Source organism: Sphingomonas limnosediminicola, from assembly GCF_039537965.1.
Taxonomy (GTDB): Bacteria; Pseudomonadota; Alphaproteobacteria; order Sphingomonadales; family Sphingomonadaceae; genus Sphingomicrobium; species Sphingomicrobium limnosediminicola.
This window is the reverse complement of the sequence record NZ_BAABBM010000001.1, coordinates 1,232,912-1,258,879: the sequence shown is the minus strand read 5'-3', so window position 1 is coordinate 1,258,879 and position 25,968 is coordinate 1,232,912. Positions and strand designations below refer to the sequence as shown.

The 25,968-nt window shown below is 61.7% G+C and carries 24 protein-coding genes, 1 tRNA gene and 1 pseudogene; 8 read left to right on the top strand and 18 right to left on the bottom strand.

The genetic code is table 11. The annotated features are described in order from the left end of the window. Window positions 1-30 precede the first annotated feature (30 nt). Window positions 31-1,392, bottom strand: coding sequence for a PEP-CTERM-box response regulator transcription factor (gene prsR / locus ABD704_RS06395; protein ID WP_344698842.1), 1,362 nt, complete (start codon window positions 1,390-1,392; stop codon window positions 31-33). Continuing rightward, complete coding sequence (prsK, locus tag ABD704_RS06390; protein ID WP_344698841.1) at window positions 1,389-3,443, bottom strand: XrtA/PEP-CTERM system histidine kinase PrsK; 2,055 nt, start codon at window positions 3,441-3,443, stop codon at window positions 1,389-1,391. Before prsK ends, prsR begins: the two co-directional genes overlap by 4 nt. A gap of 115 nt (window positions 3,444-3,558) precedes the next feature. On the opposite strand from prsK, the gene ABD704_RS06385 reads away from it, so the two are divergent. Then, window positions 3,559-4,548, top strand: coding sequence for an aldo/keto reductase (locus tag ABD704_RS06385; protein WP_344698840.1), 990 nt, complete (start codon window positions 3,559-3,561; stop codon window positions 4,546-4,548). Here the strand turns inward: ABD704_RS06385 and ABD704_RS06380 are convergent. The 3 genes from ABD704_RS06380 to ABD704_RS06370 all read right to left on the bottom strand — a co-directional run bounded on the left by ABD704_RS06380 (window position 4,545) and on the right by ABD704_RS06370 (window position 7,267). Then, complete coding sequence (locus ABD704_RS06380) at window positions 4,545-5,855, bottom strand: amidohydrolase (RefSeq protein ID WP_344698839.1); 1,311 nt, start codon at window positions 5,853-5,855, stop codon at window positions 4,545-4,547. The genes ABD704_RS06385 and ABD704_RS06380 overlap by 4 nt on opposite strands. Then, window positions 5,855-6,418: a DUF4893 domain-containing protein gene (locus ABD704_RS06375; RefSeq protein ID WP_344698838.1), complete on the bottom strand. Its 564-nt coding sequence runs from the start codon at window positions 6,416-6,418 to the stop codon at window positions 5,855-5,857. The genes ABD704_RS06380 and ABD704_RS06375 overlap by 1 nt, the downstream gene beginning before the upstream one ends. A gap of 81 nt (window positions 6,419-6,499) precedes the next feature. Beyond that, window positions 6,500-7,267, bottom strand: a complete 768-nt coding sequence (locus ABD704_RS06370) for a 3-hydroxybutyrate dehydrogenase (RefSeq protein WP_344698837.1) — start codon at window positions 7,265-7,267, stop codon at window positions 6,500-6,502. A gap of 94 nt (window positions 7,268-7,361) precedes the next feature. Here ABD704_RS06370 and ypfJ point away from each other — a divergent pair, with 94 nt between their 5' ends. Further along, window positions 7,362-8,249 (top strand): KPN_02809 family neutral zinc metallopeptidase, encoded by an 888-nt coding sequence (ypfJ, locus tag ABD704_RS06365; protein ID WP_344698836.1) that lies wholly within the window; start codon window positions 7,362-7,364, stop codon window positions 8,247-8,249. Here ypfJ and ABD704_RS06360 read toward each other — a convergent pair. Next, window positions 8,246-9,232: an NADP-dependent oxidoreductase gene (locus ABD704_RS06360; protein ID WP_344698835.1), complete on the bottom strand. Its 987-nt coding sequence runs from the start codon at window positions 9,230-9,232 to the stop codon at window positions 8,246-8,248. The genes ypfJ and ABD704_RS06360 overlap by 4 nt on opposite strands. Before the next feature lie 127 nt (window positions 9,233-9,359). Further along, entirely contained in the window at window positions 9,360-10,361 is a 1,002-nt protein-coding gene (locus ABD704_RS06355) for a DUF2171 domain-containing protein (protein WP_344698834.1), read from the bottom strand. 225 nt (window positions 10,362-10,586) lie between these two features. Between ABD704_RS06355 and ABD704_RS06350 the strand changes: the two genes are divergently transcribed. After that, window positions 10,587-10,662 (top strand) — tRNA-Ala (locus ABD704_RS06350). A gap of 733 nt (window positions 10,663-11,395) precedes the next feature. Continuing rightward, on the top strand, window positions 11,396-11,578 hold the full coding sequence (locus ABD704_RS06345; RefSeq protein ID WP_344698833.1) for a DUF6771 family protein: 183 nt from the start codon (window positions 11,396-11,398) through the stop codon (window positions 11,576-11,578). Window positions 11,579-11,617: 39 nt separating this feature from the next. On the opposite strand, the gene ABD704_RS06340 is transcribed toward ABD704_RS06345, so the two are convergent. The 5 genes and pseudogenes from ABD704_RS06340 to ABD704_RS06320 all read right to left on the bottom strand — a co-directional run bounded on the left by ABD704_RS06340 (window position 11,618) and on the right by ABD704_RS06320 (window position 16,201). Then, entirely contained in the window at window positions 11,618-13,081 is a 1,464-nt protein-coding gene (locus ABD704_RS06340; RefSeq protein ID WP_344698832.1) for a helicase HerA domain-containing protein, read from the bottom strand. 590 nt (window positions 13,082-13,671) lie between these two features. After that, complete coding sequence (locus tag ABD704_RS06335) at window positions 13,672-13,857, bottom strand: NrtR DNA-binding winged helix domain-containing protein (protein WP_344698831.1); 186 nt, start codon at window positions 13,855-13,857, stop codon at window positions 13,672-13,674. A gap of 16 nt (window positions 13,858-13,873) precedes the next feature. Continuing rightward, window positions 13,874-13,981: pseudogene (locus ABD704_RS06330) on the bottom strand (alpha/beta fold hydrolase); the annotation flags it as partial. Between the two features lie 90 nt (window positions 13,982-14,071). After that, a complete protein-coding gene (locus ABD704_RS06325) occupies window positions 14,072-15,085 on the bottom strand; it encodes an SDR family NAD(P)-dependent oxidoreductase (RefSeq protein ID WP_344698830.1) in 1,014 nt (337 codons plus the stop codon). Window positions 15,086-15,196: 111 nt separating this feature from the next. After that, entirely contained in the window at window positions 15,197-16,201 is a 1,005-nt protein-coding gene (locus ABD704_RS06320) for a zinc-dependent alcohol dehydrogenase family protein (protein WP_344698829.1), read from the bottom strand. Window positions 16,202-16,296: 95 nt separating this feature from the next. On the opposite strand from ABD704_RS06320, the gene ABD704_RS06315 reads away from it, so the two are divergent. Beyond that, the gene (locus ABD704_RS06315) at window positions 16,297-17,259 is read left to right on the top strand and encodes a LysR family transcriptional regulator (protein WP_344698828.1); all 963 of its coding nucleotides are present in this window, start codon (window positions 16,297-16,299) and stop codon (window positions 17,257-17,259) included. Window positions 17,260-17,349: 90 nt separating this feature from the next. On the opposite strand, the gene ABD704_RS06310 is transcribed toward ABD704_RS06315, so the two are convergent. Continuing rightward, a complete protein-coding gene (locus ABD704_RS06310; protein ID WP_344698827.1) occupies window positions 17,350-17,970 on the bottom strand; it encodes a PEPxxWA-CTERM sorting domain-containing protein in 621 nt (206 codons plus the stop codon). 663 nt (window positions 17,971-18,633) lie between these two features. Here ABD704_RS06310 and ABD704_RS06305 point away from each other — a divergent pair. Further along, window positions 18,634-19,161, top strand: a complete 528-nt coding sequence (locus ABD704_RS06305) for a DUF4760 domain-containing protein (RefSeq protein ID WP_344698826.1) — start codon at window positions 18,634-18,636, stop codon at window positions 19,159-19,161. Window positions 19,162-19,459: 298 nt separating this feature from the next. Here ABD704_RS06305 and ABD704_RS06300 read toward each other — a convergent pair whose 3' ends face one another. Continuing rightward, entirely contained in the window at window positions 19,460-20,071 is a 612-nt protein-coding gene (locus ABD704_RS06300; protein ID WP_344698825.1) for an FxDxF family PEP-CTERM protein, read from the bottom strand. A gap of 711 nt (window positions 20,072-20,782) precedes the next feature. Here ABD704_RS06300 and ABD704_RS06295 point away from each other — a divergent pair. Beyond that, window positions 20,783-21,127 (top strand): Fic family protein, encoded by a 345-nt coding sequence (locus tag ABD704_RS06295; RefSeq protein ID WP_344698824.1) that lies wholly within the window; start codon window positions 20,783-20,785, stop codon window positions 21,125-21,127. 155 nt (window positions 21,128-21,282) lie between these two features. Here the strand turns inward: ABD704_RS06295 and ABD704_RS06290 are convergent, their stop codons facing one another. The 4 genes from ABD704_RS06290 to ABD704_RS06275 all read right to left on the bottom strand — a co-directional run bounded on the left by ABD704_RS06290 (window position 21,283) and on the right by ABD704_RS06275 (window position 24,068). Further along, window positions 21,283-21,690, bottom strand: a complete 408-nt coding sequence (locus ABD704_RS06290) for a hypothetical protein (RefSeq protein WP_344698823.1) — start codon at window positions 21,688-21,690, stop codon at window positions 21,283-21,285. 159 nt (window positions 21,691-21,849) lie between these two features. Further along, window positions 21,850-22,530 (bottom strand): CHRD domain-containing protein, encoded by a 681-nt coding sequence (locus ABD704_RS06285; protein ID WP_344698822.1) that lies wholly within the window; start codon window positions 22,528-22,530, stop codon window positions 21,850-21,852. Between the two features lie 166 nt (window positions 22,531-22,696). Next, window positions 22,697-23,554 (bottom strand): PEPxxWA-CTERM sorting domain-containing protein, encoded by an 858-nt coding sequence (locus ABD704_RS06280; RefSeq protein ID WP_344698821.1) that lies wholly within the window; start codon window positions 23,552-23,554, stop codon window positions 22,697-22,699. 217 nt (window positions 23,555-23,771) lie between these two features. Beyond that, window positions 23,772-24,068 (bottom strand): hypothetical protein, encoded by a 297-nt coding sequence (locus tag ABD704_RS06275; protein ID WP_344698820.1) that lies wholly within the window; start codon window positions 24,066-24,068, stop codon window positions 23,772-23,774. 354 nt (window positions 24,069-24,422) lie between these two features. Between ABD704_RS06275 and ABD704_RS06270 the strand changes: the two genes are divergently transcribed. Continuing rightward, complete coding sequence (locus tag ABD704_RS06270; protein ID WP_344698819.1) at window positions 24,423-25,235, top strand: choice-of-anchor L family PEP-CTERM protein; 813 nt, start codon at window positions 24,423-24,425, stop codon at window positions 25,233-25,235. Window positions 25,236-25,968 lie beyond the last annotated feature (733 nt).

Genomic DNA, 25,968 nt, shown 5'->3' with positions numbered 1-25,968 from the left:
AGGCGCAAATCCGTTCGTCGAAAGTCGCGCTTATGCCTGCAGACTATATTGCTTGAGCAGGTCGTAGAGCGTCGGCCGGCTGACGCCGAGCAGCTTGGCAGCGCCGGAGATATTGTTGTCGGTGCGGCTCATTGCCTGGCGGATCGCCTTGCGGTCGGCGACCTCGCGCGCGGCGCGAAGGTTGATCGGCAGCGGTTCGTGCTCGGCGCGTCCGGACAGGTCGAGGTCGGCGGCGGTGATGCTCTTGCCGTCCGCCATGATGACCGCGCGCTTGAGGCGGTTCTCCAGCTCGCGGACATTGCCCGGCCATGGATAGACGTCGATCGCTGCCAGGCCGTCGGGCGAAAGCGAGTGCACGCTGGGGTTTAGCTCGCGGCTGAAGCGATTCACGAAGTGACGGGCAAGCAGGACCGCGTCTCCTGACCGCTCGGCAAGCGAGGGGATTTTCACGACGATCTCGGCGAGACGGTAATAGAGGTCCTCGCGGAAACGGCCGTCGGCCGTCATCGCGTCGAGGTTCTGGTGCGTCGCGCAGACGATGCGCGTGTCGACCGCGATCTGCTGGCGTCCGCCGATGCGTTCGATGACGCGTTCCTGAAGGAAGCGTAGGAGCTTGACCTGTAGCGGGAGAGGGATGTCGCCGACCTCGTCGAGGAAAAGCGTGCCGCCCTCGGCCATCTCGATCTTGCCGATGTTCGACTTGACCGCGCCGGTGAAGGCACCGCGCTCGTAGCCGAACAGCTCGGCTTCGAGCAGGTTCTCGGGGATGGCGGCGCAGTTGATGGCGATGAATTCGCCCTTGCGACCGCTCTTCTCGTGCACGGCGCGAGCGAGCAGCTCCTTGCCGGTGCCGCTGGCGCCGAGCAGCATGACGGAGACGTCCGCCGTGGCGACGCGCTCGATGGTCTTTGCGACTTTCATCATCTCCGGCGCCGCGGTGACGATGGAACCCAGCACGGTGCCCGTCGATCCGTTGTCGAGCCGCCGGTTCTCTTCCTCAATCTCGTGCAGGTGAAACGCGCGCGCGACGATCATCCCGAGATCGTCGATGTCGACGGGTTTCTTGTAGAAGTCGTAGGCGCCCATGCCGATCGCCTTCAGAGCGCTTTCGCGGGCGCCGTGGCCAGTGGCGACGATGACCTTTGTGTCGGGTTTCAGGCGGAGAATCTCCTCCAGCGTTGCGAAGCCTTCGGTGGTGCCGTCCGGGTCGGGCGGGAGGCCGAGGTCAAGCGTGACGACGGCGGGCTCGTACGCGCGCAGGGCTTCGATCGCGCTCTGGCGGTCTCTAGCACAGACGACCTGATAGCCTTCGTAAGCCCATTTGAGCTGGCGCTGCAGGCCCTCGTCATCTTCGACGACGAGCAGGACTTTGGGTTCGGACTGGTCGGTCATGCGCTTTTCCGTAAGGGTTCGCTGGCCTGATCGGCGGCAGGCAAGCTGATGGTGAAGGTGGTTCCGTGACCCGGGCGGCTGTCGACGCTGATGCGTCCGCCCATCGCCGCGATGAGCGAGCGGGCTTCGAACGCGCCGATGCCGAAGCCGCCGGCCTTGGTCGACACGAACGGCTGGAACAGGCGATTGCGGATGAAGTCGCCGTCCATGCCCACGCCCTTGTCGGTAATGGCGATATGGATGGTGCTTTCATTGCCGCTGACACGAACGATGACCGCTGTGCCGCTGCTGGCATCCAGAGCATTCTGAATAAGGTGCCCCACGGCCTGCTCGAGCGCCATCGCATCGACCAGCGCGCGACGGCCCGCGTCGCCGAGCAGCTGCACTTCGCGCTCGCCGCGCTTGGTGGCGATGGCCGCGGCAAGGATCGGCCGGAGCGGCTCAACACTCACTCGCTGAACGCGGGATGGCGAGTGCGGCGCGAGCCGCATCAGCAGGTCATTCATCTTGCCGACGGAGCTCTTGAGCGTCGCCACCATGTCGGCGCGGAATTCCGGATTGTCGGCGTGGCGTTCGGCGTTGCGCGCGACGAGCGAGAGCTGGCTGACCAAATTTTTGATGTCATGGAGGATGAACGCGAAGCGGCGGTTGAACTCGTCGAACCGCTGCGCATCGGCGAGTGCATCCTGGCTTTGCGCTTCGGCGAGTGAGCTGGCGGCCTGGTTGCCGGCGGTGCGGAGAAGGTCGAAATCTTCCCAATCGAGCGGGCGGCGATATTCCGGTCCGGCAAGGACGACAGCGCCGATCAGGCGGTCGAGGTGGACCAGCGGGACGATGACCCACGCCTGCGGCTCGTCGAGCAGGCAGGCCGGGACGTCGACGCTGTCCCGGGGGCTGGCCCAGCCGTCGCGCAACGCCTGCAGCTCTATAATGCGGCCGCGTGCTTCGACAGCGTTCCAGAAGTCGGCGCTGTTGCGAAGCTGGTCGGCGGGCGGATTGGCGGCGGGCCAGTTCCAGGTCGCCGCAATTGCCGTGCCGCGAGCTCCCTCGGCGACGAGCAACAGGCCCCCCGGTGAGTCGGCGATATCAGCGAACGCCTTGACGATGCGCTCGCCAAGCGGGGCGGCGTCCTGCCCGGATCGGCCGAGCGTCTCGGTGAAGCGGAGCCACTCGGTACGGTAATCATAACGATGTTCGAACAGATGCTTGGCGAGCTTGACCTTGACCCAGCCGCGCGCCCTCGCGCTGGGCAGCAGGACCATGGCGCTGACGGTCATGATGGCGAGCACCGCGATCATCAGCGTTGCCGACCAGTCGACGCCCGACCCGCGCAGGGCGGTCGCAACGATCGCCATCAGCGCGAAATAGGCGCAGATCGCGAGCAGCGAGAGCGACTGGAACGTCGCCGCTCGCGACAGATGGAAACGCCAGCCCTCTTCGTTGCGCGTGCCGAGCAGGAACAGGGGCGCGGTCAGCGCGACGGCGACGCCGCGGAACTTTGCCAGCAGGCTGCTGGTGGACGCGCCGAGATATTGAACCGTGTAGAGATTGAGGTCGTAGATCCAGATCAGCGCTAGCGCGAGCATCGCCGAACGTAGTGCAAAGCGGCTCGATGGCGCAGCTTGGCCGTAGAGGTTGTGGACGAGGACAAGGGCGCCAGCCGCGGTCGTGATGCGGAGGATGAGGCTCGTTTCAGCGACGACCGCCCTCGTTACGGCAAGGCCAACGACGTCCGCGATGACTTGCATCCCGATCGCCGCCGCGACCGCCGCGTAGACGAGGTGGACGCCCTTCTGGCGTTCGTCGCTGGCGTTCGAAAGGCTGTAGAGAAGGCCAACCCAGATGAAATTGCGGGCGCTTTCCGCGAAGCCGACCAGCGGGTCGTCCGGGATGACGGCCGCAAGCCACGCCCAGCATGCGGTCATCGCCAAAGCGGCGAGCAGCAGGCGCTGACCTGGTTGGCGCGACGCCTCGCCGAGACGCCAGATGAGCAGTGCCGCGAACAGGATCGCTGCGAGCGCGTGGCTCCAGAAGACGATCAACGCGTCCATGCGCCCGACACTGTCAAATTCGCCGACATGTTCTGGGTGTCGCTAAATTTTACAAAGAAGTGGTGAACGGTCGCTTCATTCATGCGTAGGAACGCGAACGGCAGGAGAGTTTCGAATGGCGGAAAAGCGGCGCATCGGCGACAGCACGATCGAGGTGACGCCGCTCGCGCTCGGCGGGAACGTTTTCGACTGGACCGCCGACGAGAAGACCAGCTTCGCCGTGCTCGATGCCTTCGTCGATGCGGGCGGATGTATGATCGACACCGCCGACGTTTATTCGGCCTGGGTGCCTGGCCATAAAGGCGGCGAGAGCGAAGCCTTAATTGGTCGCTGGCTCAAGCGCGACCCCAAGAAGCGCGACAAGGTGATCATCGCGACGAAAGTCGGAATGCTTCACGGCAAGATCGTCGACGGCGAATATGAGACGGCGCTCGATCCGGCGACAATCATGAAGGCCTGCGATGACTCGCTGGCGCGCCTCGGAATCGAGCGGATCGACGTCTACTACCAGCATCGCGACGACCCGAAGACGCCGCTCGAACAATCGCTCGAAGCCTTTCAGCGGTTACGCGAGGATGCGAAGATCCGAACCGTCGGCCTGTCCAATTTCACCGCCGATCGCATCAACGAAGCTTTCAAGGTCGTCGATCGGATGGGGATCACGGCGCCCGTCGCGCTCCAGCCCTGGTACAATTTGGTCGAGCGGGCGCGCTTCGAGAATGAGTTGCGGCCGGCGGCGGAGCGCCATGGCCTTGGGGTCTTCCCATTTTACAGCGTCGCGAACGGGTTCCTCACCGGAAAATATCGAAGCAAGGAGGACCTCGGCAAAAGCGTTCGCGGAACGCGCAGCGAAGCCTATCTCGAAGGCAGAGGCATGCGCGTGCTCGCGGCGCTAGACGAGATTGCGAAAGATACAGGCGCGGCGTTGGCGACGATCTCGCTGGCCTGGCTAATGGCGCAACCGACGGTGGTGGCGCCGATCGCCAGCGCGACGAGCGTCGAGCAACTGCTCGAGCTCACCGCCGCAATGGATTTTAAACTGACGCCGGAACAGCTTTCCCGCCTCGACGAAGCAAGCGCCGAAACGGAGCCGGCGGCCGCTTAGCTTTTCTTGAGGATGTCGAGCGCGGCGACGGTCAGTGCTTCCGTCGCGGTTGATATCACGGCTTCGGCGTCGGGTGCCCAGAACGGACTGTGAAGCGCGGGGAGCTTGGTGGTGTCGCCCTTCACGGCGTCCCACTTCTCCTCGGGAACGCCGCCGACCCAGAAGATCACGCTCTGCTTCGATTTGTCGGCCAGCCAGAAGCGGCTGAAGTCTTCGGCAGCCATCACCGGCTTGGGCTCGGTCACCCGGGCGTCGCCAAAATGCGACTGGAACAGCTTGGTGAGATGCTGGGACATTTCGGCGGTGTTGAAAGTCGCATCGGCAGACGGCTGCTCGATCTCGACGGTGGGCATCTTGTCCTTCGGCATGCCGGCGGCAATCGCCTCGCCTTCGACGATGCGGCGGATGCCGTCGAGGAGAAGCTTGCGCGTTTCCGGAGTGTAGCTGCGGACGGTCAGCGCGAGCTTGGCTTCGTCGGGGATGATGTTGCTCTTTGTGCCCGAATGGAAGCTTCCGACAGTGACGACGGCCGGTTCAAGTGGGCTGTTCTCGCGGCTGACGAGGGTCTGCAGCGACGTGACGATCCGCGACGCGAGGACGATCGGGTCCTTGGTATTCTGCGGATAGGCACCGTGCCCGCCGACACCTTTCACCAGGATGTTCACCGTGTCGACGTTCGCAAGGACGTAGCCGTTGGTGACACCGATCACGCCGGCGGGAAGCGTCGCGCTGTCGTGGAAGGCCAGCAGGTAATCGGGCTTCGGAAAGCGCGTGTAGAGTCCGTCGTCGAGCATCGCCTGCGCGCCCATCACCCGCTCCTCGCCGGGCTGAAGCACCATGACGACAGTGCCAGACCACTGGTCCTTCATCGCCGCTAGCCGGCGCGCGGTCGCGAGCCACGACGTGATGTGCGTGTCATGGCCGCAGGCGTGCATGACGGGCGTGTCAGTCCCGTCCGGAAGCTTGCCGATCGCCTTGGACGCGAAAGCGAGGCCGGTTTGCTCCTTCACAGGGAGGCCGTCCATGTCGGCCCGAATGAGGAGAACCGGACCGGGGCCGTTCTTCATCACGGCGACGATGCCCGACTTGCCGACCTTTTCGGTGACCGTGAAGCCGAGCTTGCGAATCTCGGGCGCGATCTTGGCTGGAGTGCGGACCTCCTGCATCGACAGTTCGGGATTGGCGTGGAGGTCGCGGTAGAGCGTCATCAACTGCGGCATGTCGGCGCGGATGGCGTCCGACAAAGTCGCAGCACTGACGGGTGTGGTGACGGCCATCGCAGCGGCAAGAAATAACAGCTTCTTCATCAACGCGCTCCTGCGGAAGTCGGGACCAGCTCCATAACGTCGAGCTGGGATTCATAGTGAGGCTTGGGCATCAGGAGTCGCCAGCGATTGGGTCCCAGGCGTTCCACATAACCGGCGAGGTCGCGCGCCTCGTCCTGACCGTACTGAAGCGCCCGCGTCTCGTCGCCGAGCACCAAGGTGCCGAGAAAGATGCTGCGAATTGCGTCGTTCTTGAAGATCACGCCATTGTAGCGTTGCGAACCACTGAGCTTGGCAAGGCGCTGCAACATCTGTCCTGATCGCACTTCGCAGGTGAAGGCCGGATAAGAGACGAAAGCGAGATTGCCTTCGTCCTTTGGGCCAAGCTTGACGACGCGGCAGCGGTACACACCGTCGGGGATTGCCGGGTTGGCGAGCGCTGCATCCGGGTCGAGCAGCTTGCCCTCGCGATCAATCTCCGCCCCATGGCCGGCCTTGCGAGCCGCAGCGACCGCAGCGACGAATGTCGCGCGCCAGTCGCGCAGTCGCGTGCGATCATCTTCGGTGGCGACGCGGCGCCAGTCATTGGTCTTTTCGGCGATCATGCCGGACGGCTGTAATGCGGTGTCACAACCGACGCATGACAAAGCGAGAGCGAGGAGGAAGGGCGTTCTCATCGGACCAGCTTAGGCGGCGGTCCAGCCCCCGTCGACGCTTAGGTTCGCGCCGGTGATCGATCGCGCCTCGTCTCGGCAAAGGAAGACGGCGAGGGCGGCGACTTCCTCTGGCGTGACGAAGCGCTTGGTCGGCTGCGCGGCGAGAAGCACGTCGTTCATCACCTGCTCGCGCGTCAGGTTGCGAGCGGCCATCGTGTCCGGGATCTGCTTTTCGACCAGCGGCGTCCAGACATAGCCTGGCGAGATGCAGTTGACGGTGATTCCATCCTGCGCCGTTTCCAAGGCGACTGTCTTGGTAAAACCGGCGACGCCATGCTTGGCGGCGACATAGGCGGACTTGTCGGGCGAGGCGATCAAGCTGTGAGCGCTTGCCGTGTTGATGATCCGGCCCCAATTTTTCGCCTTCATGCCCGGCACCGCGAGGCGCGTGGTGTGGAAGACGGCCGAGAGGTTGATCGCCATGATTGCGTCCCACTTCTCAGGCGGAAAGTCCTGCACCGGGGAGACGTGCTGAATACCGGCATTGTTGATGAGGATGTCGGGTCCGCCGAGTTCGTCGGCGAAGCGGCGCATCATGCGTTCGATCTCGTCGGCTTTGGACATGTCGGCGCCGTCATGAAGCGCGCCCAGGTCAGCGCATTCGCGCTCGATCTCGGCCGGGTCGCCAAAGCCGTTGATCATCAGCTTGGCACCCTCCGCGGCCAGCGCCTTGGCAATGGCAAGGCCGATGCCAGAAGTTGAACCGGTAACCAGCGCGACTTTGCCTTCGAGAAGCATCCGAATCTCCTTTAAGGGCGCGCTAGGCGGGACGGCCCCCTGTTTGCAACCGTAACGAAGCTGGCGCATTTGGCTGGGAGGACAGGAGAGCGGCATGCGCTTTGGCGACGACCCCGAGAGCGGCAATTTCATCGACGATACTGGCCGCGGCGGCGGCGGCATGGGCCTGGGCGGAATGGGCGGCGGCAACGCGCTCGGCTGCCTGCTGCCGATGATCATGAGCCGCTTCGGGATTGGCGGCGTTATCGTCCTCATCATCGGCTATTTCCTGCTGAGCTCGCTGGGCGGACTTGGCGGGGGCGGCAGCAGCATCACGCCGTCGTCGCAGACGGGACAGGTCGCGCCGAAGTCCACCCTCGATCCTAACACCAAGCGCTTCACGCTGCAGGTGCTGGGATCGACCGAGAAGACGTGGAACGAATTGCTCGGCGGCAAGTACCAGCCGACGACCTTGGTGTTCTACTCGGAGGCGGATCAGTCGGGCTGTGGCGCCGCGCAGTCGGCGATGGGCCCGTTCTACTGCCCGAACGACAAGCGCATCTATCTCGACACCAGCTTCTTCAATGAGCTGTCGCGGCGTTTCCAGGCGCCGGGCGACTTCGCCATGGCCTATGTCGTCGCGCATGAAGTCGGTCACCACGTGCAGGACCTGATGGGCACGCTCGACCAAGCACATAATGCGCAGGCGCGTTCGAGCGAGACGCAGGGCAATGCCATTCAGGTCGGGGTTGAGCTTCAGGCCGACTGCTATGCCGGTGTCTGGGCGAAGAACGCAAAGAACTCGCGCGGCGAATCCGTGATGGAACAGGGCGATCTCGAAGAGGGCATTCGCGCCGCGGAAGCAATCGGCGACGACACGCTACAGCGCCAGACGCAGGGCACCGTGGTTCCCGACAGCTTCACGCACGGCAGCTCGGCGCAGCGAGTCGAAGCGCTCCAGCGCGGCTACACCAGCGGCGATCCGAGCGTCTGTAAGTTCTAAAGTCGGACGAGCATCTTCCCGGTGTTCGCGCCGGAGAAGAGGCCGAGGAAGGCGTCGAGCGTGTTGTCGAGCCCGTCGACCACGGTTTCACGTGACTTGACCGTACCGTTGGCGAGCCACGGGCCCATCTCGGCATAGAATTCGCCGAAGCGCGGCATGTAGTCGAACACGAGGAAGCCCTTGAGGCGGATCCGCGCCGCAATGATGCGCGCGATGAAACGGAAGGACGCAGGCGTCGCGTCGTTATAGTTTGCGATCATGCCGCAGATGGCGAAGCGCGCATTGTTCCGGGCGACCGCGAAAGCTGCGTCGAGGTGATCGGCGCCGACATTGTCGAAATAGACATCGATGCCGTCTGGCGCAGCGGCTGCGAGCCCCTTGAGGATCGAGCCTTCACGATAATCGACGACCCGATCGGCGCCGAGCGAACGGACGAAATCGCATTTTCCCGCGCCGCCGGCAGAGCCAATCACCGTCATGCCTTTGGCCTTGGCGATCTGGACGACCGCCGATCCAACCGCGCCGGCCGCCGCCGACACGAAGACGATGTCGCCTTCCTTGGCGCTCGCCGCGTCGAGCAGTCCGAAATAAGCAGTCGCGCCCGTGACGCCGAGCATTCCGAGGAACTGCTCGGGCGGAGCGCCGAGGTTCGGCAGCTTGTTGGCAGTCCGCGCGTCAACGACGGCTTCGTCGCGCCAGCCGCCCATGTGCTGCACCAAATCGCCGGGCGCGAAGCCCTCGGCCTTGCTCTCGAGAACCTCACCCACGGCGCCACCTTCGAGCGGCGCACCGATCTGGAACGGCGGGACGTAGCTCTTCACGTCGTTCATTCGGCCGCGCATGTAGGGGTCGACCGACAGCCAGCTGTTGCGAACGCGGATCTGGCCATCGCCGACCGGCGGTAGCGCGACTTCCTTGAACTCGAAATTCTCCGGGGTCGGCATCCCTTGCGGGCGGCTTTTCAAATGCCAGGCGCGGGCCATGTTCGTTCTCCTGCTCCACAGGCGAATAGAGCGTGCAGCGGGCACAAGAAAGGCCCGGCGGCGAAGGGGACGGCGCCGCCGGGCCTGGGTTGCCTCCGTCAAGCGGAGGCTGATCAGCTACCGCAGCTTAGCGGTAGGTGCCTGAGAAGCTCCGATCGAGAACGCGGGGGCCCATTTCGCCTTGGTCCTCCCGTTCGAACAAAGCGCGACTGCGGCTTTCGTCGCGCCAATGCTTGCGCGCATCGTCGGCCTTGCAGTCGAGGATGACGCGTTCGCCTTCGATCCGGTCAATGTTCGAACAGCTGAGCGAATGGTGCGAGCCGCCGCTTTCCGGATCCGACTTGGTCAGGATGATGCGGTCGCCGGCGATCTTGTCCACGGTGCCGAGATGCTCGTCGTCGCTGCCGACGACTTCCATATGCTCGCGGATCAGACCGAGCAGGCCACGCTTCTGCTGCCGTTTTTCACGCCAGCTGGCGAACTCATCCTCGAAGCGCGACTGGTTCTCGCGACGGAAGTCGTCGTAGTCGCGATCGAGCTCGCTCATATGGCGGCTCCGCCATGAATGATAATGCGGATCTTCCTGCTGCGAGCGGTCGGAACGGTCCCACGTGCCGGCGCGGCTGATGCTGCGGTACTGGTCGCGATCCCAATTGCTGTCGGGACGGTGACCTCGGTCGAAATCGCCGGTGAACGACTGTTCCGCGCGCCCATAGTCGCCTGCCATCGGACGATATGATCGTTCCTGGCCGCGGCTCCAATCGCGCTCACGATCGGAATCGGGGCCTCGGAAGTTGCTGTCCTCCTCGCGGCCCAAGAAAGACCGGCTGCGGCCGAAATCGCGGTTGTCGCGGTCGCTCATCCGCTCGCGCTCACGGTCCCGCAAGTCCTGGCCGCGGTCACGAAGGCTCCAGGAACGGTCGGGCCCGCGGGGGTCGTCGCGATCGCGACGGCGTTCGGCATCATCGTCGCCGAACCAAGAGGCGATTTCGTCGCCGGCGCGCTCGAAAAAGCCGCGCTCGTCGCGTCCGCCGCGGCCCCAGCCGCGTTCGTCCGAAGGGTTATCGTCGCGCCATCGCGCACGCTCGTCGCGCCGCGTATCGCGCGGATCATAGCGGTCATATGCCATCTTCAGATTCTCCCGACGTCAAAGGGCCGGCAACGTGCCGGCGGAAACTGGGAGAAAAACGAACGTGCCCGAACTGCCGTTCCTATCGTAACGGCTACAAAGCGGCGCAAAACGGCAGGCCGAAGGTCTGATGGGACAGGCGATTGCAAGGGCCGAAACAAGCGGCTAGGGGAGCCGCTCCCCGGCGCCCGAACCCATCGGGCGCACCGGCCTGGCTGGAGGCGCGGGGCTGTAGCTCAGATGGGAGAGCGCTGCAATCGCACTGCAGAGGTCAGGGGTTCGATTCCCCTCAGCTCCACCAGCCATCTCATAGGAAAATTAACGGCTTAGCCTAGCAGCGCTCTGTTGCCGAGCGCCTGATTCGCCCAATTTGGTATCGCACTGGTATCGCAATCTTGGGGCAGTGGTGACGGCTAGTTGCAGGGGCATCAAAATAGGGTGGCCAGGCGCCGCGGCGCGGACGCATGTGCGTTAGGAGTGAACAGGGTGGAGTTGCGTTCATCACAGCGCAAGAGGCGCTCGCGTAGCTGGAGCAAGAATGGCCCAGCCGAGCTCTAAGCTTGGTTGGCGATGACCTCCAATTTTCGCTGAAGAGCTTCGGGCCACACCACCTCGTTCTGCGCTTCATGAAGTGGAGGCGGACGTCGAAGGGTTCGTGGCGCCCACAGAAGAGCAACTGCGCGAGGCTCTTGCGCATATGCGTGATCTGCGCCCGCACGAGCGGCTTCTCGTCCATTGCCATGCTGGTAAGAGTCGGTCGCCGGCCATGGCATCGGGAGTTGGTGCAAGCCGGTATGTCCGCGACAGCCGCGTTCGAGCATGTGCGTGCCGTTCGGCTTTAACTGATCCCCAATCGGTTGATGATCCAGCAATTGGATGAACTGCCCAACTTCAAGAGAGAGCTGATCGCGGTTGTGGAAAGCACACTACCGGTCGCTGGGCGACGATGCCTTGCTTCCCGACCGTGGGGGTCTCAACCTTTGATTGCGTTCAGCAGGCTTGCATCACTGTTCACTATATGTTCTCTCATTCGCATGGATCGCGCAAGACTCTCCTCGATTCTGCTGAACGCGCCTGCCTGGGTTCGGCTGGGGCTGGCTGTGCCTGACGCTCGTCTTCGGGAGCGGGCGGCTGACGTTCTTGCTGCTACGATTGTCGACAAGCTGGACGAGCCGGCCGTGATCAAGGATCGCAACCAGCTTCCATTGCCGCTTTGAACAGAAGGGCGCCTTGCAGAGGTGACCGGCGGCGAGCGATCAGCTAGCTGACGCCGTGCTAACGCCGAGATCCGGGATGCCGATCGATTTCCTGCCACCGAAGTCCGTCCGAACGACGATCAACCCCATCTTTTCCAGATGGTCGATGAGGCGGCGGATTCGTCCGGGAGAAGTCGTTCCGTAGACGCGCGCCAGGCTCTCGTCGTCAGGGCAGGGGGCGCCGTCCTGGGCCGCGGTCGCAAGGAGCAGGAATGGACCGAGTAGATCATCGCTTATTCCTGCAGCGACGCGTAGCACCTCTTTGCGGCGTTCATCATTAGGATTGAAGATGCCCGCGAGGGCCATGGCGAATCGCCGGCGGAAGGCCGGAAGATCGATGTGCTTGGACGAAAGGCGCCGCATTCGGCAACGGACGGAGAAATCCTGGTAAAGCGCGGCAGCTGGTTGGAAGCTGCTCCCATCTTCCGCTGCCATCTCGGCGAAGATTTCGCTCAGGGCTGGTTCGATCTCATCCTCTGGCGAGGGGTGAGGCGCCCCGGCCGGTGGCTGATCGACGACGACGTCGGTGCCGTGTGAAGTGATCTGGTCCAGCAGGGCGTCTGCATCGACAGGTATCGGGTCGGGCGCGGTTCGTTTTGTATCTTCCCGGACCCAGTCAGCGTGGAGCAGTGCCTGCACATCTCCGGCGGATGTAGCGGGTAGAGGAGTGAGTGCGTGTGAGGCCGCGCTGGAGCCTGTTTTAACGGAGCCAATCTTCACTGCGACCGGGCGGCGGCTGATCGCCGGGCCAAGGCCGAGGAAGTGGCCGCGCTCGAGGTCGCGGATCTGCTCCGCCTGGCGGCGCTCCATGCCGAGCAGGTCTGCCGCACGCGCCATGTCGATGTCGAGGAAGGTCCTGCCCATCAGGAAATTGGAAGCCTCGGCGGCAACATTCTTGGCGAGCTTCGCGAGGCGCTGGGTCGCGATGACACCGGCAAGGCCGCGCTTTCGTCCGCGGCACATGAGATTGGTCATGGCGGCCAGCGACAGACGACGCGTTTCGTCGCTGACCTCGCCCGCTGCGGCCGGAGCAAAGACCTGCGCTTCGTCGACCACGACCAGCGCCGGATACCACTGATCGCGTGGAGCATCGAACATCGCGCCGAGGAATTGTGCAGCGCAGCGCATCTGCGCTTCAACCTCCAGGCCATCGAGCGCGAGTACAACCGACGCGCGATGTTCACGGACACGCGCCGCAAGCTTCGCGATCTCGGGGCCGGCGTAGGCCGACCCATCGATGACGACGTGGCTGAACGGCTCCGCCAGCGTGACGAAATCGCGCTCTGGATCGATCACCACCTGCTGGACCAGGCCGGCGCTCTCCTCGAGCAGGCGCCGAAGCAAATGCGACTTGCCAGAGCCGCTGTTCCCCTGGACGAGAAGACGGCTGGCCAACAATTCTTCGATGTCGATCTGGACTTCGGCTCCGCCAGGAGCGGAGCCGATAATGATGGGGACGCTCACCCGCCGGTCATGAAAGAAGGTGCTTCAGGCCGCAAGCGTTCAAAAAGGGTGGCACGAGCCAATGGTCGCAAAGCTCCTGTCAGCGATGGGTCTCAGCTTGCCCGACGAAAGGCGTTGCGGACGTTTGGTGCGATCGGCACAGAGTAGGGATGCTGGATTGCCCAAGCGCATACGTCGTCGATGGTGACACACTTCGTTGCGGTCCCGAGCGCCTGCGCTTGCTCGGTATTGATGCACCCGAAATCCATGGGTGCCCGCGAACGAGAGTTTGCGCTCCCGGTGATGGTCAAGCCTCAAAGGGAAGCTTGGTCACGGCGCTGCGCTTCGGGCCGGTACGATACGAGCCCATCACGATGGATCGGTACGGCAGGCAAGTCGTCGTGGCGTGGGCGGGTCGAGTGAACCTGTCGTGCTGGCAGCTTCAACGTGGGCAAGCGATCTACAAGCCGCACTGGGACAATGGCCGGCGGATTGCTCGTTTGTGCGCCTAGGTTTCGTGCATGGAGCATGGGCGATGCTCCTGTTGACCACCATCGTTGTGCTTCTCGCATGCGGCCGCTGAGCCTGCGGCCGGACGCGACGCATTTCCCTCAGAGGCGCTTGTCGAAAAGGGCGATGGCCTCTGCAAGGCGGTAAAGCTGGGCGGGGCGCCGCACGGTCGCTGAGCGACGGGTCTCGCCGGGCAAGGACTCTAGTGCGCCGAGTTCGGCAATTTTCCGGCGGAAGGAACTCTGGTCGAGCCGTTCGCCGATGACCGCCTCATAAACTTGCTGCATCTCAGGAAGGGTGAACGTCGGCGCTGAGCGGCCAGCCGTGATGGAAGACGATGACCGGGGCATCCTTGGACCCCCAGTCCTTGTAGAAGAGCTCGGTGCCGTCCCGCATGGTGATCGTGGTCATGGAAAATCTCCGTCTGGCGGCGGATGAGGAGCTGCCCCGGCTGCGGCGCGCGTCAGCGGGTGCTGAAGGTGCGAAGTCCGCGGCGATCTCTCACGCCGTTGCGAGGGGCTCGATCCCGTTGGTCGGGCGGGCGGTCCTGAGGCCGAAGAACTCGCCGACCATCTCCTCGCTCTTGGCCCAGAGGGCCCGCGCGAGGTCCGGATCAAGCGCGTAAGGCCGGACGCCCGGGCTTCCGAAACCAATGATCTCGTCGGTGATGACCGGGGAGACCTGGCAGTCCTCGCAATATCGTCCGCCAACTTGATCGGCGTCGGCGACAAGTCCGGCCCAAAGCGTCGTGGCAGCGCCCTCCCGGGGCGTTTTCCACTCGTACGCAGGCTTTCCCTCCCGGGCGAGATCCGCATTGATGCCGTCGATGAGCTGCTGAAGGCGATCACTGCCCATGTGGCGCGAAAGCTCGGTCCGGATTCCGCCTGGGTGAACCGCCGTCGCGCGCAGGCCGAGCGAGCGGTACCGGCGATCGAACTCGACCGCGAAGAGGATGTTGGCGGTCTTCGAGCGGCCATAGGCGAGGAACGGCTCATAGGCGCTGCGTTCGAAGTTCGGATCGTCGAGGCTGACGGTGGAAAAGCGATGGCCTGAGGACGCGAGCACCACTAGGCGCGAACCGCGACGCATGAGAGGTGCGATGCCGTTCACGAAGGCGAAGTGACCAAGGTGATTGGTCCCGAACTGCGTCTCGAAGCCGTCGGCGGTGAGACCGAAGGGCGTCGCCATGACCCCAGCGTTGGCAATGACCAGGTCGAGCGGCTCGCCATCGCTGCGCAGCGCCTCGGCGGCCCGCCGCACATCCGCCAAGTCGGCAAGATCGAGCTCGACAAGCTCGAGCGCGGAGTCGCTCATGCCGATCCGGGTGAGAGCGTTGCGCGCCTTGGTCAGGTCTCGCGCTGTGCCGACGACCTCGGCTCCATGGGCGACGAGGGCGCGAGCGGTCTCGAGGCCGAGGCCGGCCGACACGCCCGTCACCAGGACCCGCTTACCGGCAAGGTCCATGCCGGCGAGGACATCGTCAGTCGTGGAGGTTGCTCCGAACTTCTTGTTCATAATGTTTGTTTCTCCTGTGGCCGCCGGACAGGTGCCGGCAAGCGGATGGGAACCCGGCTATTCTCACGCGTCACTCGACGAAGGCCGCGCCTGATCGACCGGCGTCGACCTTCACGAAATCGTGATGGCAATCTTTCCCCGCTGCCGGGGGGCGCCGTTGGTGCCGAGCACGGCGTCATAGGCGGGCCCGAGGTCTTCGAGCGCGAAGGCTCGGGGATCGAGGCGAGGCGAAAGCTTGCCCGTCTCAACGAGCTTTCGCGCTTCGTCGAGGATGTCGCCGAAATGCGCCCGGCCCTCGTCCGCGATGAGCGGTTGCAGGGTGAAGACGCCCGAGTAGGTGGCCTGCTTGAACGACAGGGGGGCGAGCTTGTGCGTCCCCCAGCCGAGGCAGCTCACGACATGCCCGAAGCGGCGGACGGCCTCGAACGAGGCATCCAGCACGGGACCGCCGACCGTGTCATAGACGAGGTCGAAGCCCTGTCCGTCGGTGTGCTCTGCGACATAGCTCGCGACGTCCCTCTTCGCGTCGATGGCGACCGCGCCCATTGCGCGGACGTAATCGAGGTCGTCGCCGAAGTCGGTCGCGAAGACCTTCGCTCCGCGAGCGAGGGCGATCTGCACGGCGACCTGCCCGACGCCCCCCGCGCCGCCCTGGATAAGCACGGTCTGCCCCGCCTTCACCTGCGCGCGGTCGACCAAGCCCTCCCACGCAGTGATCACCACCAGCGGAAGCACCGAGGCTGCCTGCATCGACAGCGACGCGGGCTTCCTGGCGAGCAGCCGCTCATCGAAGGCGCCATATTGCGCGTGCGATCCCTGCCGCCCGCCGACGCCTCCTGCGAAGCCGTAGACAGTGTCGCCGACCTGGAAGCGGTCGATGCCCGCCCCAAGGGCGACGACGGTTCCGGACAGGTCCATGCCGAGGGTCGCCGGCAGGGGTTGCCGCGCGTGAGGAGCCTGTCCTGACCTGATCTTCGTGTCCAAGGGGTTCGTCCCGCTCGCCTCGATCCGGACGAGGACCTGACCCGGCGCAGGCTCGGGGCGGGCCCGCTCGCGCAGCACGAAGGGGCCATTCTCCTCCTCGACTACGGCGGCGATCATCGATGATGTCGGCATGGCTTGAACTCCTGATGGGACAGGAGATGGGCCCATTCTGGTTTGACATGAACTCGCGAAAGTCGCACCAAGTCCATTCACTTTTGAATGGATCGATGGTGTCTGACCCACCGATCGAATGGAGTGATCTGAGGGTTTTTCTCGCGATCGCGCGGGAGGGAACCCTCGGCGGTGCCGGCCGTCGGCTGAAACAGTCGCAGCCGACGATGGGGCGGCGCTTGCGGGCGCTGGAGGACGCAGTCGGCGCGACGCTGTTCCAGCGCTCCGCGGCAGGACATGTTCTGACCGACGAAGGGGAGATCCTGCTCCGCCATGCCGAGGGCATGGAGGCGGAAGCGCTGGCCTTGGCGCGCGAACTCACGGGCCGGAGCGGCGCGCTCGAAGGTATGCTGCGCCTGACCTGCTCGGACTGGTTCGGACGGATCATGGTGGCGCCGATCCTGGCGGAATTCGCGCATCTTCACCCCGCCGTGATCGTGGAGACGCTCACCGACGCCCGGATCTACAGCCTCGCCCGCCGCGAGGCCGACCTCGTCATCCGCATCGCCGCCTTCGACGAGCCGGAGGTGATCGCGCGAAGGCTGATCACCGTGCCCTATGCGGTCTACGCGAAGCCCGGGCAGTGGGCGCCAGTCCCGGGCGATGGCCAAGGCTGCCCGTTGATCGTGATGGACACCGCCTTTGGAGGAATGCCGGACATCTCCTGGCTGAGGCGGATCCTGCCGAACGCGCATATTGCCATGCGCAGCAACAGTCGCGACATGCAGGCGAAGCTATGTGCGCTTGGCGCGGGGCTCGCTGTCCTCCCCAAAGCGCTTTGCGAAGCGACGGCCGGGATCGAAGTGGTGGATCTCGGCTCGGATCCTCCGAGCCGCGACAATTGGCTTGGCTTCCACAGGGATCTCAAGCGGCTGCCCCGACTCCGGGCCTTGGTCGACCTGTTGGTCGAGCGCCTTCAAGATCAGCGGCCTAGACCGAGCGGAACGATTCGAGAACAGTACAATAATGCCAGTGGCAGGTTTCGACCCAAAGATGCCATTAACAAAACCAACTGCTAGGTCGCCTCGAAAGGCCATGTTTGGCGCGAGATGGGAGAAAGGGCGACCCGGGGTTAGCCGGGCCGCGGTAGCTAGAAACGAGCTACGATTCTAGGCGAGTTGCATTAGGTTGCGAGGCAGTTTCCGGTTGCGGCGCATTACCATGCCAACGAGACCGAAGCCCAGCAACATCATCGCCCAGGTTGCAGATTCCGGAACCGACGGGCTGCCGGTGTCGAAGAAGTCGATATGTGACCATCCCGGATTATCAAAATATGTGCTCAAGGCGAAGGACCCGGCCGTGATCGGACTTGAATCATAAAAGAGGCGGTACGTGTTCTTAAAGTCGTTCCCGGGGCCGGAGCCGCCTTGGAAAAGACCAATATAATGAATAGTCGGATCCCCCGCTCCCGGCGTGTAGGTGAATGAGAGCGTATTCGTGCCCGCGACATAGCTCGTGGTGAATTCCGAGCCATCAATCGTTCCAAAGCTACCGAAATCGCCAGGCCCGTCACTGTCAATCCTCCTGATCGACGGTGACCCACCCGGGGTCTTGAGAACCGCGCCGGTCCCGGCGGTGGTTCCGCTTGCCCAACAGGCAGCGAACCCTCCCGCGCCGCCGCACTGGTTCCCCTCAAAGGTTCCAACCAGCGTTAAAGCTGCTTGCGCAGATGCCACGGGCGTTAAAGTGAAGCCCGCACCGATAAGGCTTATCAAGACAATGCGTCGCATATGATTCCCTTCCATTGCCCCTTGGAGGGTGTGCCAAACGAACGGCCGTCGAGCTCCTGCTGCGCAGTCGCGAGGATTGCTAACCGACTCAGCGGTTCTTAATTAATGATATCTTAACCGTAATGCAACAGCGGAACAGCGATTTCCATCATTGTGACGGTGGACGAAACCGGCCACTTGAAGCGAATAGGTGGTTAGGGCTTCAATCCCATCGCAACTAAACGACGAATGGCCTCGGGCCTGGAAGGCAAGTCGGGAGATTCCTGCGCCACTCATCGATTAAGTCGACATCATTGGATGCAAACCATACGCCGACAAGTTTGCCTTTGGCGGTACCCTGTCTTAAATTCATCAGAAGACGTTCGACTTTTGCGGATGCTATCATGATTTCGTGGCGTGGATGAACCCTTAGCCTTGCTTCGGATGAAGCCCGAGCGACTCAGACTGTACCTGAGCTTTAGTGCGAATGAAGCCAGCCAAGTACTGTAGACCATACTTGCTAGAGACCGCGCCATTAGTGGAATGGCGGCTTTCGACCCAAAGCTGCCGGTAGCTTAGTGTCAGCTTCGGTGCGGAGCAGGCGGAGACTAGGTGTTCTAGAACTCGTTGCGGACGAGGCAGCTTCTGATAGGCCTTGGAAGACCGCAACGGAGACACCGGCAGATGTCTTGGGACCTGATCCTGCAAGCCTTGGAAACCTTGGCAGTTATCATCGGAGTGGTCTTCGGCCTGGTTCAGCTACGGCAGCTTCGCCTCCAGCGCGAAGTCCAAGCGGGCATCGAGTTACTGCGACCGCTGCAGGCACCTCAGGCCGCCGAAGCATTGATGTTGATCCATGGCCTCCCGGACGGGCTAACTGAGGCGCAACTCACACGCAGTCTCGGGAAAAATTTCGGTGCGGTGATGGGTGTGCTTGCGCTCTTCGAAAGTCTGGGCCCCTTAGTTGCGCGAGGTCACGTCCCAATTGAAATGTATGCCGATTCCTATCGTGGGGTGACAGTGCTGTGCTGGCAAAAGCTGCGGCCGTATATCGACGAGCGAAGGCAGAACGGCTGGCCAAACTTGTTCGAGTGGCTGCAATGGCTCGCCGAAAGGATGGAGCAGCGTACGCCGCGATCGGGGGATGTTCCTGCATTCGAGCGGTTCAGGACATGGGTAAAGGGAAGCGACTACGACCGGCTGTCTGCTTGATAGTTTCCGCCGCAATGGCAGAAGAAGACAGTTATTCTCGATTGACGCAGTCCGAGCCGCCGTTAGAAGTAGATTCAAGGTCGCTGTACCCACTACAGTGACCTCGCGAAGGTGCTTAAGCCGTGTCCGAGTCGGAGCGCCTGGCGAACAAAAGCGCGGTCAAAACAAGGGAGGCGACGACGTCGCAAACCCCCAAAACGCAGGCCACCAAGGGCGGCAGCCGCCCAAGTTATGGGTGGCGCGTCAACAAAAAGGGCGGCCCGTTGCCGGACCGCCCCTCCGTGCGTCGCTAATCAGCTTACGCGATCTGGCGGATCACAGTGGCCGCACGCTTACGACGCATGCTAAACCCAACTGCGCCAAAGCCGAAAAGCATCATCGCCCAAGTTGCGGGTTCGGGGACAGCGGCCACCGGCGTAAATTCCGCGGTGCCCGCATAGTGGCCCTGGCCACGCGAAATCCCGTTGATCGTGATGTTATTGGCAATCCCAAAGAAGATCGGAACATTAGTGACTGACCACTGGTCGGTCAGCCCATTGTTGACCGTGTGGGTAGCCAGAACGCCATTCACAAACACTGATAGGAGATCCGTGTCCGTGGGGCCGCCGATACCTGCGAACGAAACCTCCGTCGTAACGGATCCGCTTCCAACGCCGTTGTCGTTGATGATGAAGTTGAACATGTCCGTGAACGCAGTTCCTGCGGCGCTGGTCACGCCAGGTATGCCCTGGTGGCCAAAGGTGGCATCAATCGGCCCTGAAATGCCGCCGCTGGTGAAGAAATAGGCAAACTCGCCCGGAGGCGAACCGAAGGTAGTATTCGGCGTGAGCACAACATTCGTTGCGTTGGCCGTTGTCGGCGAAAGAGCAATAACTGCCGCCGTCGCAAGTGCAGTGATCATCCGATGCATTTGGAATTTCCCTGGGCTTTATCGTGGAGTTAACCAAACGCCGGTTAGTGAAATCGTTTCCCCAGCTTTTTTGTGAACAGACGTCCTGAATCGGGACACGGCATCATGCATCGGTTACGCTTTCCGTGAACGGGTAGATCGCGCAGATGCAACTGTCATCTGCGAGTTCCGTCGTGCTCCTGAGCATGAGGTTTTGCCGCCATGCTTCTTTGAGCACAGCACCTGAGGGCCTAGTGCTCTACCGACCAAGACTGACGGCCCGTGCCCCACCGGCGAATTAGTCCATGCGCTGGATGTGCGCATCTACGACTACGAAGGAACCGCCGAGAGAAGGATACGAGAGACTTACATCATCGGCATCGATTTGGACGCCCTCGACAGCTACATTGCGCAATAAGCTAACGGCGTTCCGTACTCACTGCTGATACTCCTTGCACGTGCGGAGTGGGAGCTCTCGACCCGAACCTGCCGCTATCGCGCAATTAGCATTCAGTATAATTGACTGTTCTAACCGCCTGCGAAACAGTCGGCACAACAATCACTTGGCAGCGTTCCTGAATTATCAAACGGGGGCAGCCATGATTGACGACCGCGACGTAAGCGTGGGCTTATTGATGCACGAAGAGCTTCGAAGTGTCGGGCAATCAATTGCCTGCGCATGGCCGGTCGATCTAAGTGCAACGTTCGATGGCTTGCTCAGAGCAATTGATGATGCAGGAGTTTGGTCACAATCTCTCGCATTCTCCGACAACGATCGATGCAGCCTTCGACGCTCACTTCCGGCTGGTTGGAATCCATCCGTTCGCCGACGGCAATGGTAGAACAGCACGCCTCTTGATGAACCTCTTACTGGTTCGCGACGGCTATAGGCCGGTCGCAGTGCGGCCCGAGGATCGATCCGAATACCTGGATGCCTTGGAAACCGCCTCAAATCAGGGAGATTTGCGTCCGTTCCAACTGCTGATGCACCGCCGACTGGCCGAGACATTGGCTCAGTATGTTCAAGTTCTTCGTGAAACTCACGAAAACCAGCAAGGCCTCGAGCAAGGACAATAGAAGCACGAGCCTGATCAAGCCGACGACGGGGTGACACAAACTCACGCAGCGGCTCTTCAGCAGAGAAAGGACCGCGGACGTTGAGAGTTCTGTGTCCGCTTTCGACCCAAAGCTGCCGCTAGCGACCAGTTACGGACATGTGACGAAAGACGTGATCAATCGTCAGTCCAGCTGCCGCCTCCACTTCCCCAGTCATTATTCGCAATGTGGTACCCTCTTACGAAGTAAGCTGCGTCGCGAGTTCTCGCTGTAGATGTGAACACCTCGCGCCTGAGAAGTGCGACCCACTTTAGCTGATCCTCTATCTGCTCGTCAGGCGGAACGGTTATGATGCCCCTTCCTTCTTTGACTAAAGGAGCGGCCTGCTCCCCCAGAAAGCGGATCCAAATCTCGACCGGCATCGGCACTTCGAGGTCGTCGGGCACTTCACGCAACGTAATCAAGGCCGCCACATCGCGCATTCGTTCTCGATCGAACACGAACTTCAGTTCGATCTTGGTCGCACTCACCACAGCGACGTCCTCGTTGATCTCTTTGATCCGATATTGTCCTGCACCGAACATCGCGTCGAGCTGCGGCGCTCGCTCACTCAGTCATCCGCCGATGCTTTTTGGTGAGAGGTGTCTCATCACGTCGAGCACTATGTCAGCGACTGTCCGCTTTCCACCCGTTCCTGCCGATAGCGCAGTGACAACTTTTGATCCGAAGCTGACCTCAGCGTCTCAGGGATGAGGGTGTGGCTGTCGACCAATCGCGAAGGGGCTTTGCTTGCGATTGTGACGTACCGCGGCGCCTAGGACCACAAACCCAAACATCATCATCGCCCAAGTATTCGCTTCAGGCACGGCCTGGGGAGCCAGCGCGCCGCGGATCTCCCCGCCAGGGTACTGCACCGTGTGGAAATTTACGTACGAAAGCCCGGCTAATAAGTTCGCAATTTGAGCCGCTAACGTAGTGTTGTTTCCCTCGGGAGAATCCCATTTGCCACTTATCGTGCCACCGACGCCCGAGCCGAATGGCGAGATGACTACGTCGTTCGGGTTGTTGTCGTTGAACGGTGATCCTAAGAAACCGAACACGACTGGCGCATTTGAGCCGGGCATTGCGGTCGGCCCGACATGTACATGCGCTGCGACTAGATTGTCGTTGATGTCCGCTGTCTGAGTGCCTGTGAAGTCAATGTTGAAGACCGTCAGGCTATAAACAAGCGCGGTCTCGGCATCGTTGAGAGTAAACGTTCCATTGCCGAATGCTTGCGGGCGTGGAGATCCATCCGTTTGCGACGGGGTAATCGGCGCCGTTTCCTGACCAGTCGTCAAGCTCGCGATGAAGTTGGTCGCTCCGGCGGCGGGAGTCGCGAAAAGGGCAAGTCCTGCCGCGACGAGCATAAGTAACTTTGCCATAACGATCTCCGTTAATTCTCTTCAGCATAGATTACTGACAGGCAAACAGATCCAGGCTTTGCCTTTCTTCTCAGATCAACGTTCCACCCCGAATTGCGCCTCCGGAGGCAAATTTCGGCCCATTCCGGTCGCTACGGCGATGGGAAAAGATTAGGCTTGGCGCCGCTTAGCAACTCTCTGCCCTGAATTGTCGCACGTTCCGTTTTCGTCTGAGGCCCAGGCCGAGCAGGCCGAAGCCAGCCAGCATCAGGGTCCAACTCGAAGGCTCCGGCACGCTGTAACCGTCTAAGCTGAATGCGGCGTTGAAGGGACCCTGATGAGTAATGTCAGTCCCTATCCGCAGCCAGTCTGGCGCGAGATTACCATTGCGTATCCAGGTCTGAAGGTCGGGAGTTGCCCCGATGCCATGAGGCGCCGACAGCCACAGGAAATCCCCACCCGCAAGTTGAACTTGCGGCACGAAGAAATAATGCCCGGCCTGCAAATCAACAGGCGTCAGAAAGTCGAATGTGAACAGAACTTCAGAGCCCCTGACAGGCCCTTCGCCGCCCGTGAAGCTGTTAGGAGACGGATTGATGCCGGCAATGACACTGTTGGCAGCGGTGAACGTCGAGCTTATCGTAGATCCGCTGAACGACAAGGCGCCAGAAATCACATCTCTAGATAGGAATGCCACGTTCGAAGGCGAGTTGATGCGCGAGGGAACATCGCCCGACGGTGGGTCAGAGGAATCTAGCGGAAATATGCGATAAATTTCGACCACGACGTTCTGCACATCCGATAAGCTCGAATCAATAGGGATCAGTCCTGTGAAGGTCCCGCTGGTGAGCACGGTCTCCTGGGGGAGCAGGAAGTCGTCTGCGGTTTCGATTTCGATCGTAGGCCCAGACGCGGGCCGGGAGGCGGTTGCCATCAAGCTATCCGGGCTACCCGTGCTAAAGTGGAAATCGGCGGCCGACGCGGAGGTGCTCGCCAGCAGAACTATGAAACTGAATAGTACCCGGTTGAACGAGGGAGCCGTCATGCCATGTCTCCTCGCAACTTGCGTTAACGTTTTGTTAACCGTCTGTCGAGGCGTGATGACGACCTGCCGTCAGGATTGTCTTGTTCGGGCTGGCCGCCGCGAGCTTTGATGGCGTAACGTATGATTTCGACCCCAAACTGACGCGAGCTCTCCCCAGTGGCTAGGATGTTCATCCGAAGCCGAGTTTGGAGGTCGAGTTCTACTTCGGAGTTCCCGATTAACGGGTATATCCCGCCAGATCGGAAGGCTCCTGGTTTACGACCCGCTGAACGCGCTCGAAATCCCAGCGCTGGACGTCGCGCTTCTCCTTCCACTCGGCGACGGTCAGGCAGACTTTGTCGATTGCTAGTCGACTGCCGGTCCGCACCACGCGCTCGCAGACGACTTGCTCGAGATTGTTTTCTGGAAGCGGCGGCGGCTTCACGGAAGCGTTAGAGTTTTCGATGCTGATGGTTTGCGCTGGGGCCGCAGCAGCGGCGCAGAGTGCAATTGCGGCGACGATGATACGCGACATAGCCGACTCCCAATTCCATTAGGGGACCTCGTCAGTATCACGAAATGCCAAGCAATGCTTCAGTTTGTCTAGCGCGTCGCTTCAAACAGCGGATTCTGGACGACGTTTGTGGCGCTGAAAGCGCGGCATCCGCGTGAACTTTTCGCCGAAACTTGTCGCGGCCACTTTCGACCCATTTCTGCCATAAGAGAGCTCGTTCGAGAGTCCGCTCGCTGCCACCACAAGTGCGGTAAAAATTGTGCATGGAAGCTATTGTGGTTAATAAAAAGTTAATGCATTAATTCGCCCGACCGAGTCGGGTGTTTGACGGTCTTAGGGATGCCGAGCGCCCGCGTAATCAGGGGAGGTCATCAGATGAATAAGTTTTTGCTACTATCTGCATCGGTTTTTGCCGCTTGCGCCAGCCCGGCGCTGGCCGTTGACACAGTCGCATCAAGTGACGCGACTGCAATGGGGAATGCACTCGCGGGTTCGGGCTTCCACCTCACCGGCGCGACGCTGAATAGCGATACCCAGAACGGCTTCTTCACCAATGGTTCTGCAATTGGCATTAGCCAGGGTGTGGTTCTGACGACGGGTTCGCTTGGTTGTGTCGGGAACGCGAATACCAGCGGGAGCTGCACGGGCGGCGGCGCGAACAGTTCTTTGGTGCTGACCTTCACGCTGGACTCAGATAGTCTCTTCTTCAATTACGTATTTGGTTCTGAAGAATACAATGAGTACGTCGGAAGTCAGTTCAATGATTCCTTCCAGCTCCTTCTGAACGGGCCTGGCTTCTCCAACGTCAATCTTGCTCAGGTGCCGGGCGGCGGCGGTGACGTTACGATCAATAACGTGAACTTGGGCTCTAACTCGGCCTATTATAACAACAACTCACCCGCGGTTTATCCGTTTGAGCTCGACGGCTTCACTGACGTGCTTACGGCTTCAGCGGCCGGGCTAACGCCGGGCGCGACGTATACGTTAAGCTTCAACATCGCCGATGTCGGGGATGCGAACTATGATTCCGCCGTATTCGTCCAAGGTGGCACTATTGGAACCACGCCAACGCCGCCAGGAGCGGTGCCGGAACCTAGCACTTGGGCCATGATGCTCGCGGGCTTCGGCGCGATTGGCTTCGCGGCGCGTCGGGGGCGGAAGGCGCAGTTCGGAACGCGATTGGCCTAAGTACCATTTGAGGGTGGAGAGTGCCGTCGCCTAGTTGTGGCGGCATTCTCTTATCTCCGCTTGCTCGCGATCCGGCGCTAACCCTGTGACAGAAGCCGATTGGACCAATGGGCAACGGCCCTGCTCCGAGAACCGTATGTCGTTCCGCGACGGTCAAGTGCGTATTATCCCAAAGGCAAACAGCGGCTGGTGATGTTCCGCATCGTCAGCATGAACCAAGACAACGAGGACCCAACCCTGACGGCAGTTGTCGTTAAGCCAACTCAGCCCATTATCGAGAGCAAGGAGCGGGAAGGCGTGGCCGTTCCAGTCGATTATGCCGGGATGTTGGTGTTCCGAGTAGTCAACGACCGGTTGTCACTAATTGAGACCGCGATCGGAGAAGGCAGTAATAGGCATCTAGCCTCACCCGCAGTCAGTGGGTTTTATGACCTTCTTCGATGCCGCGATTAAGCTAGCGGCAGCTTTCCACCCAAACTTGCCGCTAGGGCCCGACAAGATCGTACAGGCTAGCCTGGCACAATGATGGAAGAGGCCCATCTATTGGGATGTCGACCACCCGGAGCGGATCACCGCTCTTGTGCACGCTGGGCTCCGTGTCGACGATCCACTTTCTCTTCGAGGCAATGAAGCTTGCTCGCCATTGCAAACCCGGGACGGTCTCTCGGCGGCAAACGTACTTCGCGATACTAATCGCGCGGGCCTCATTCCTAACCGGGAAACCTGCCGCGAG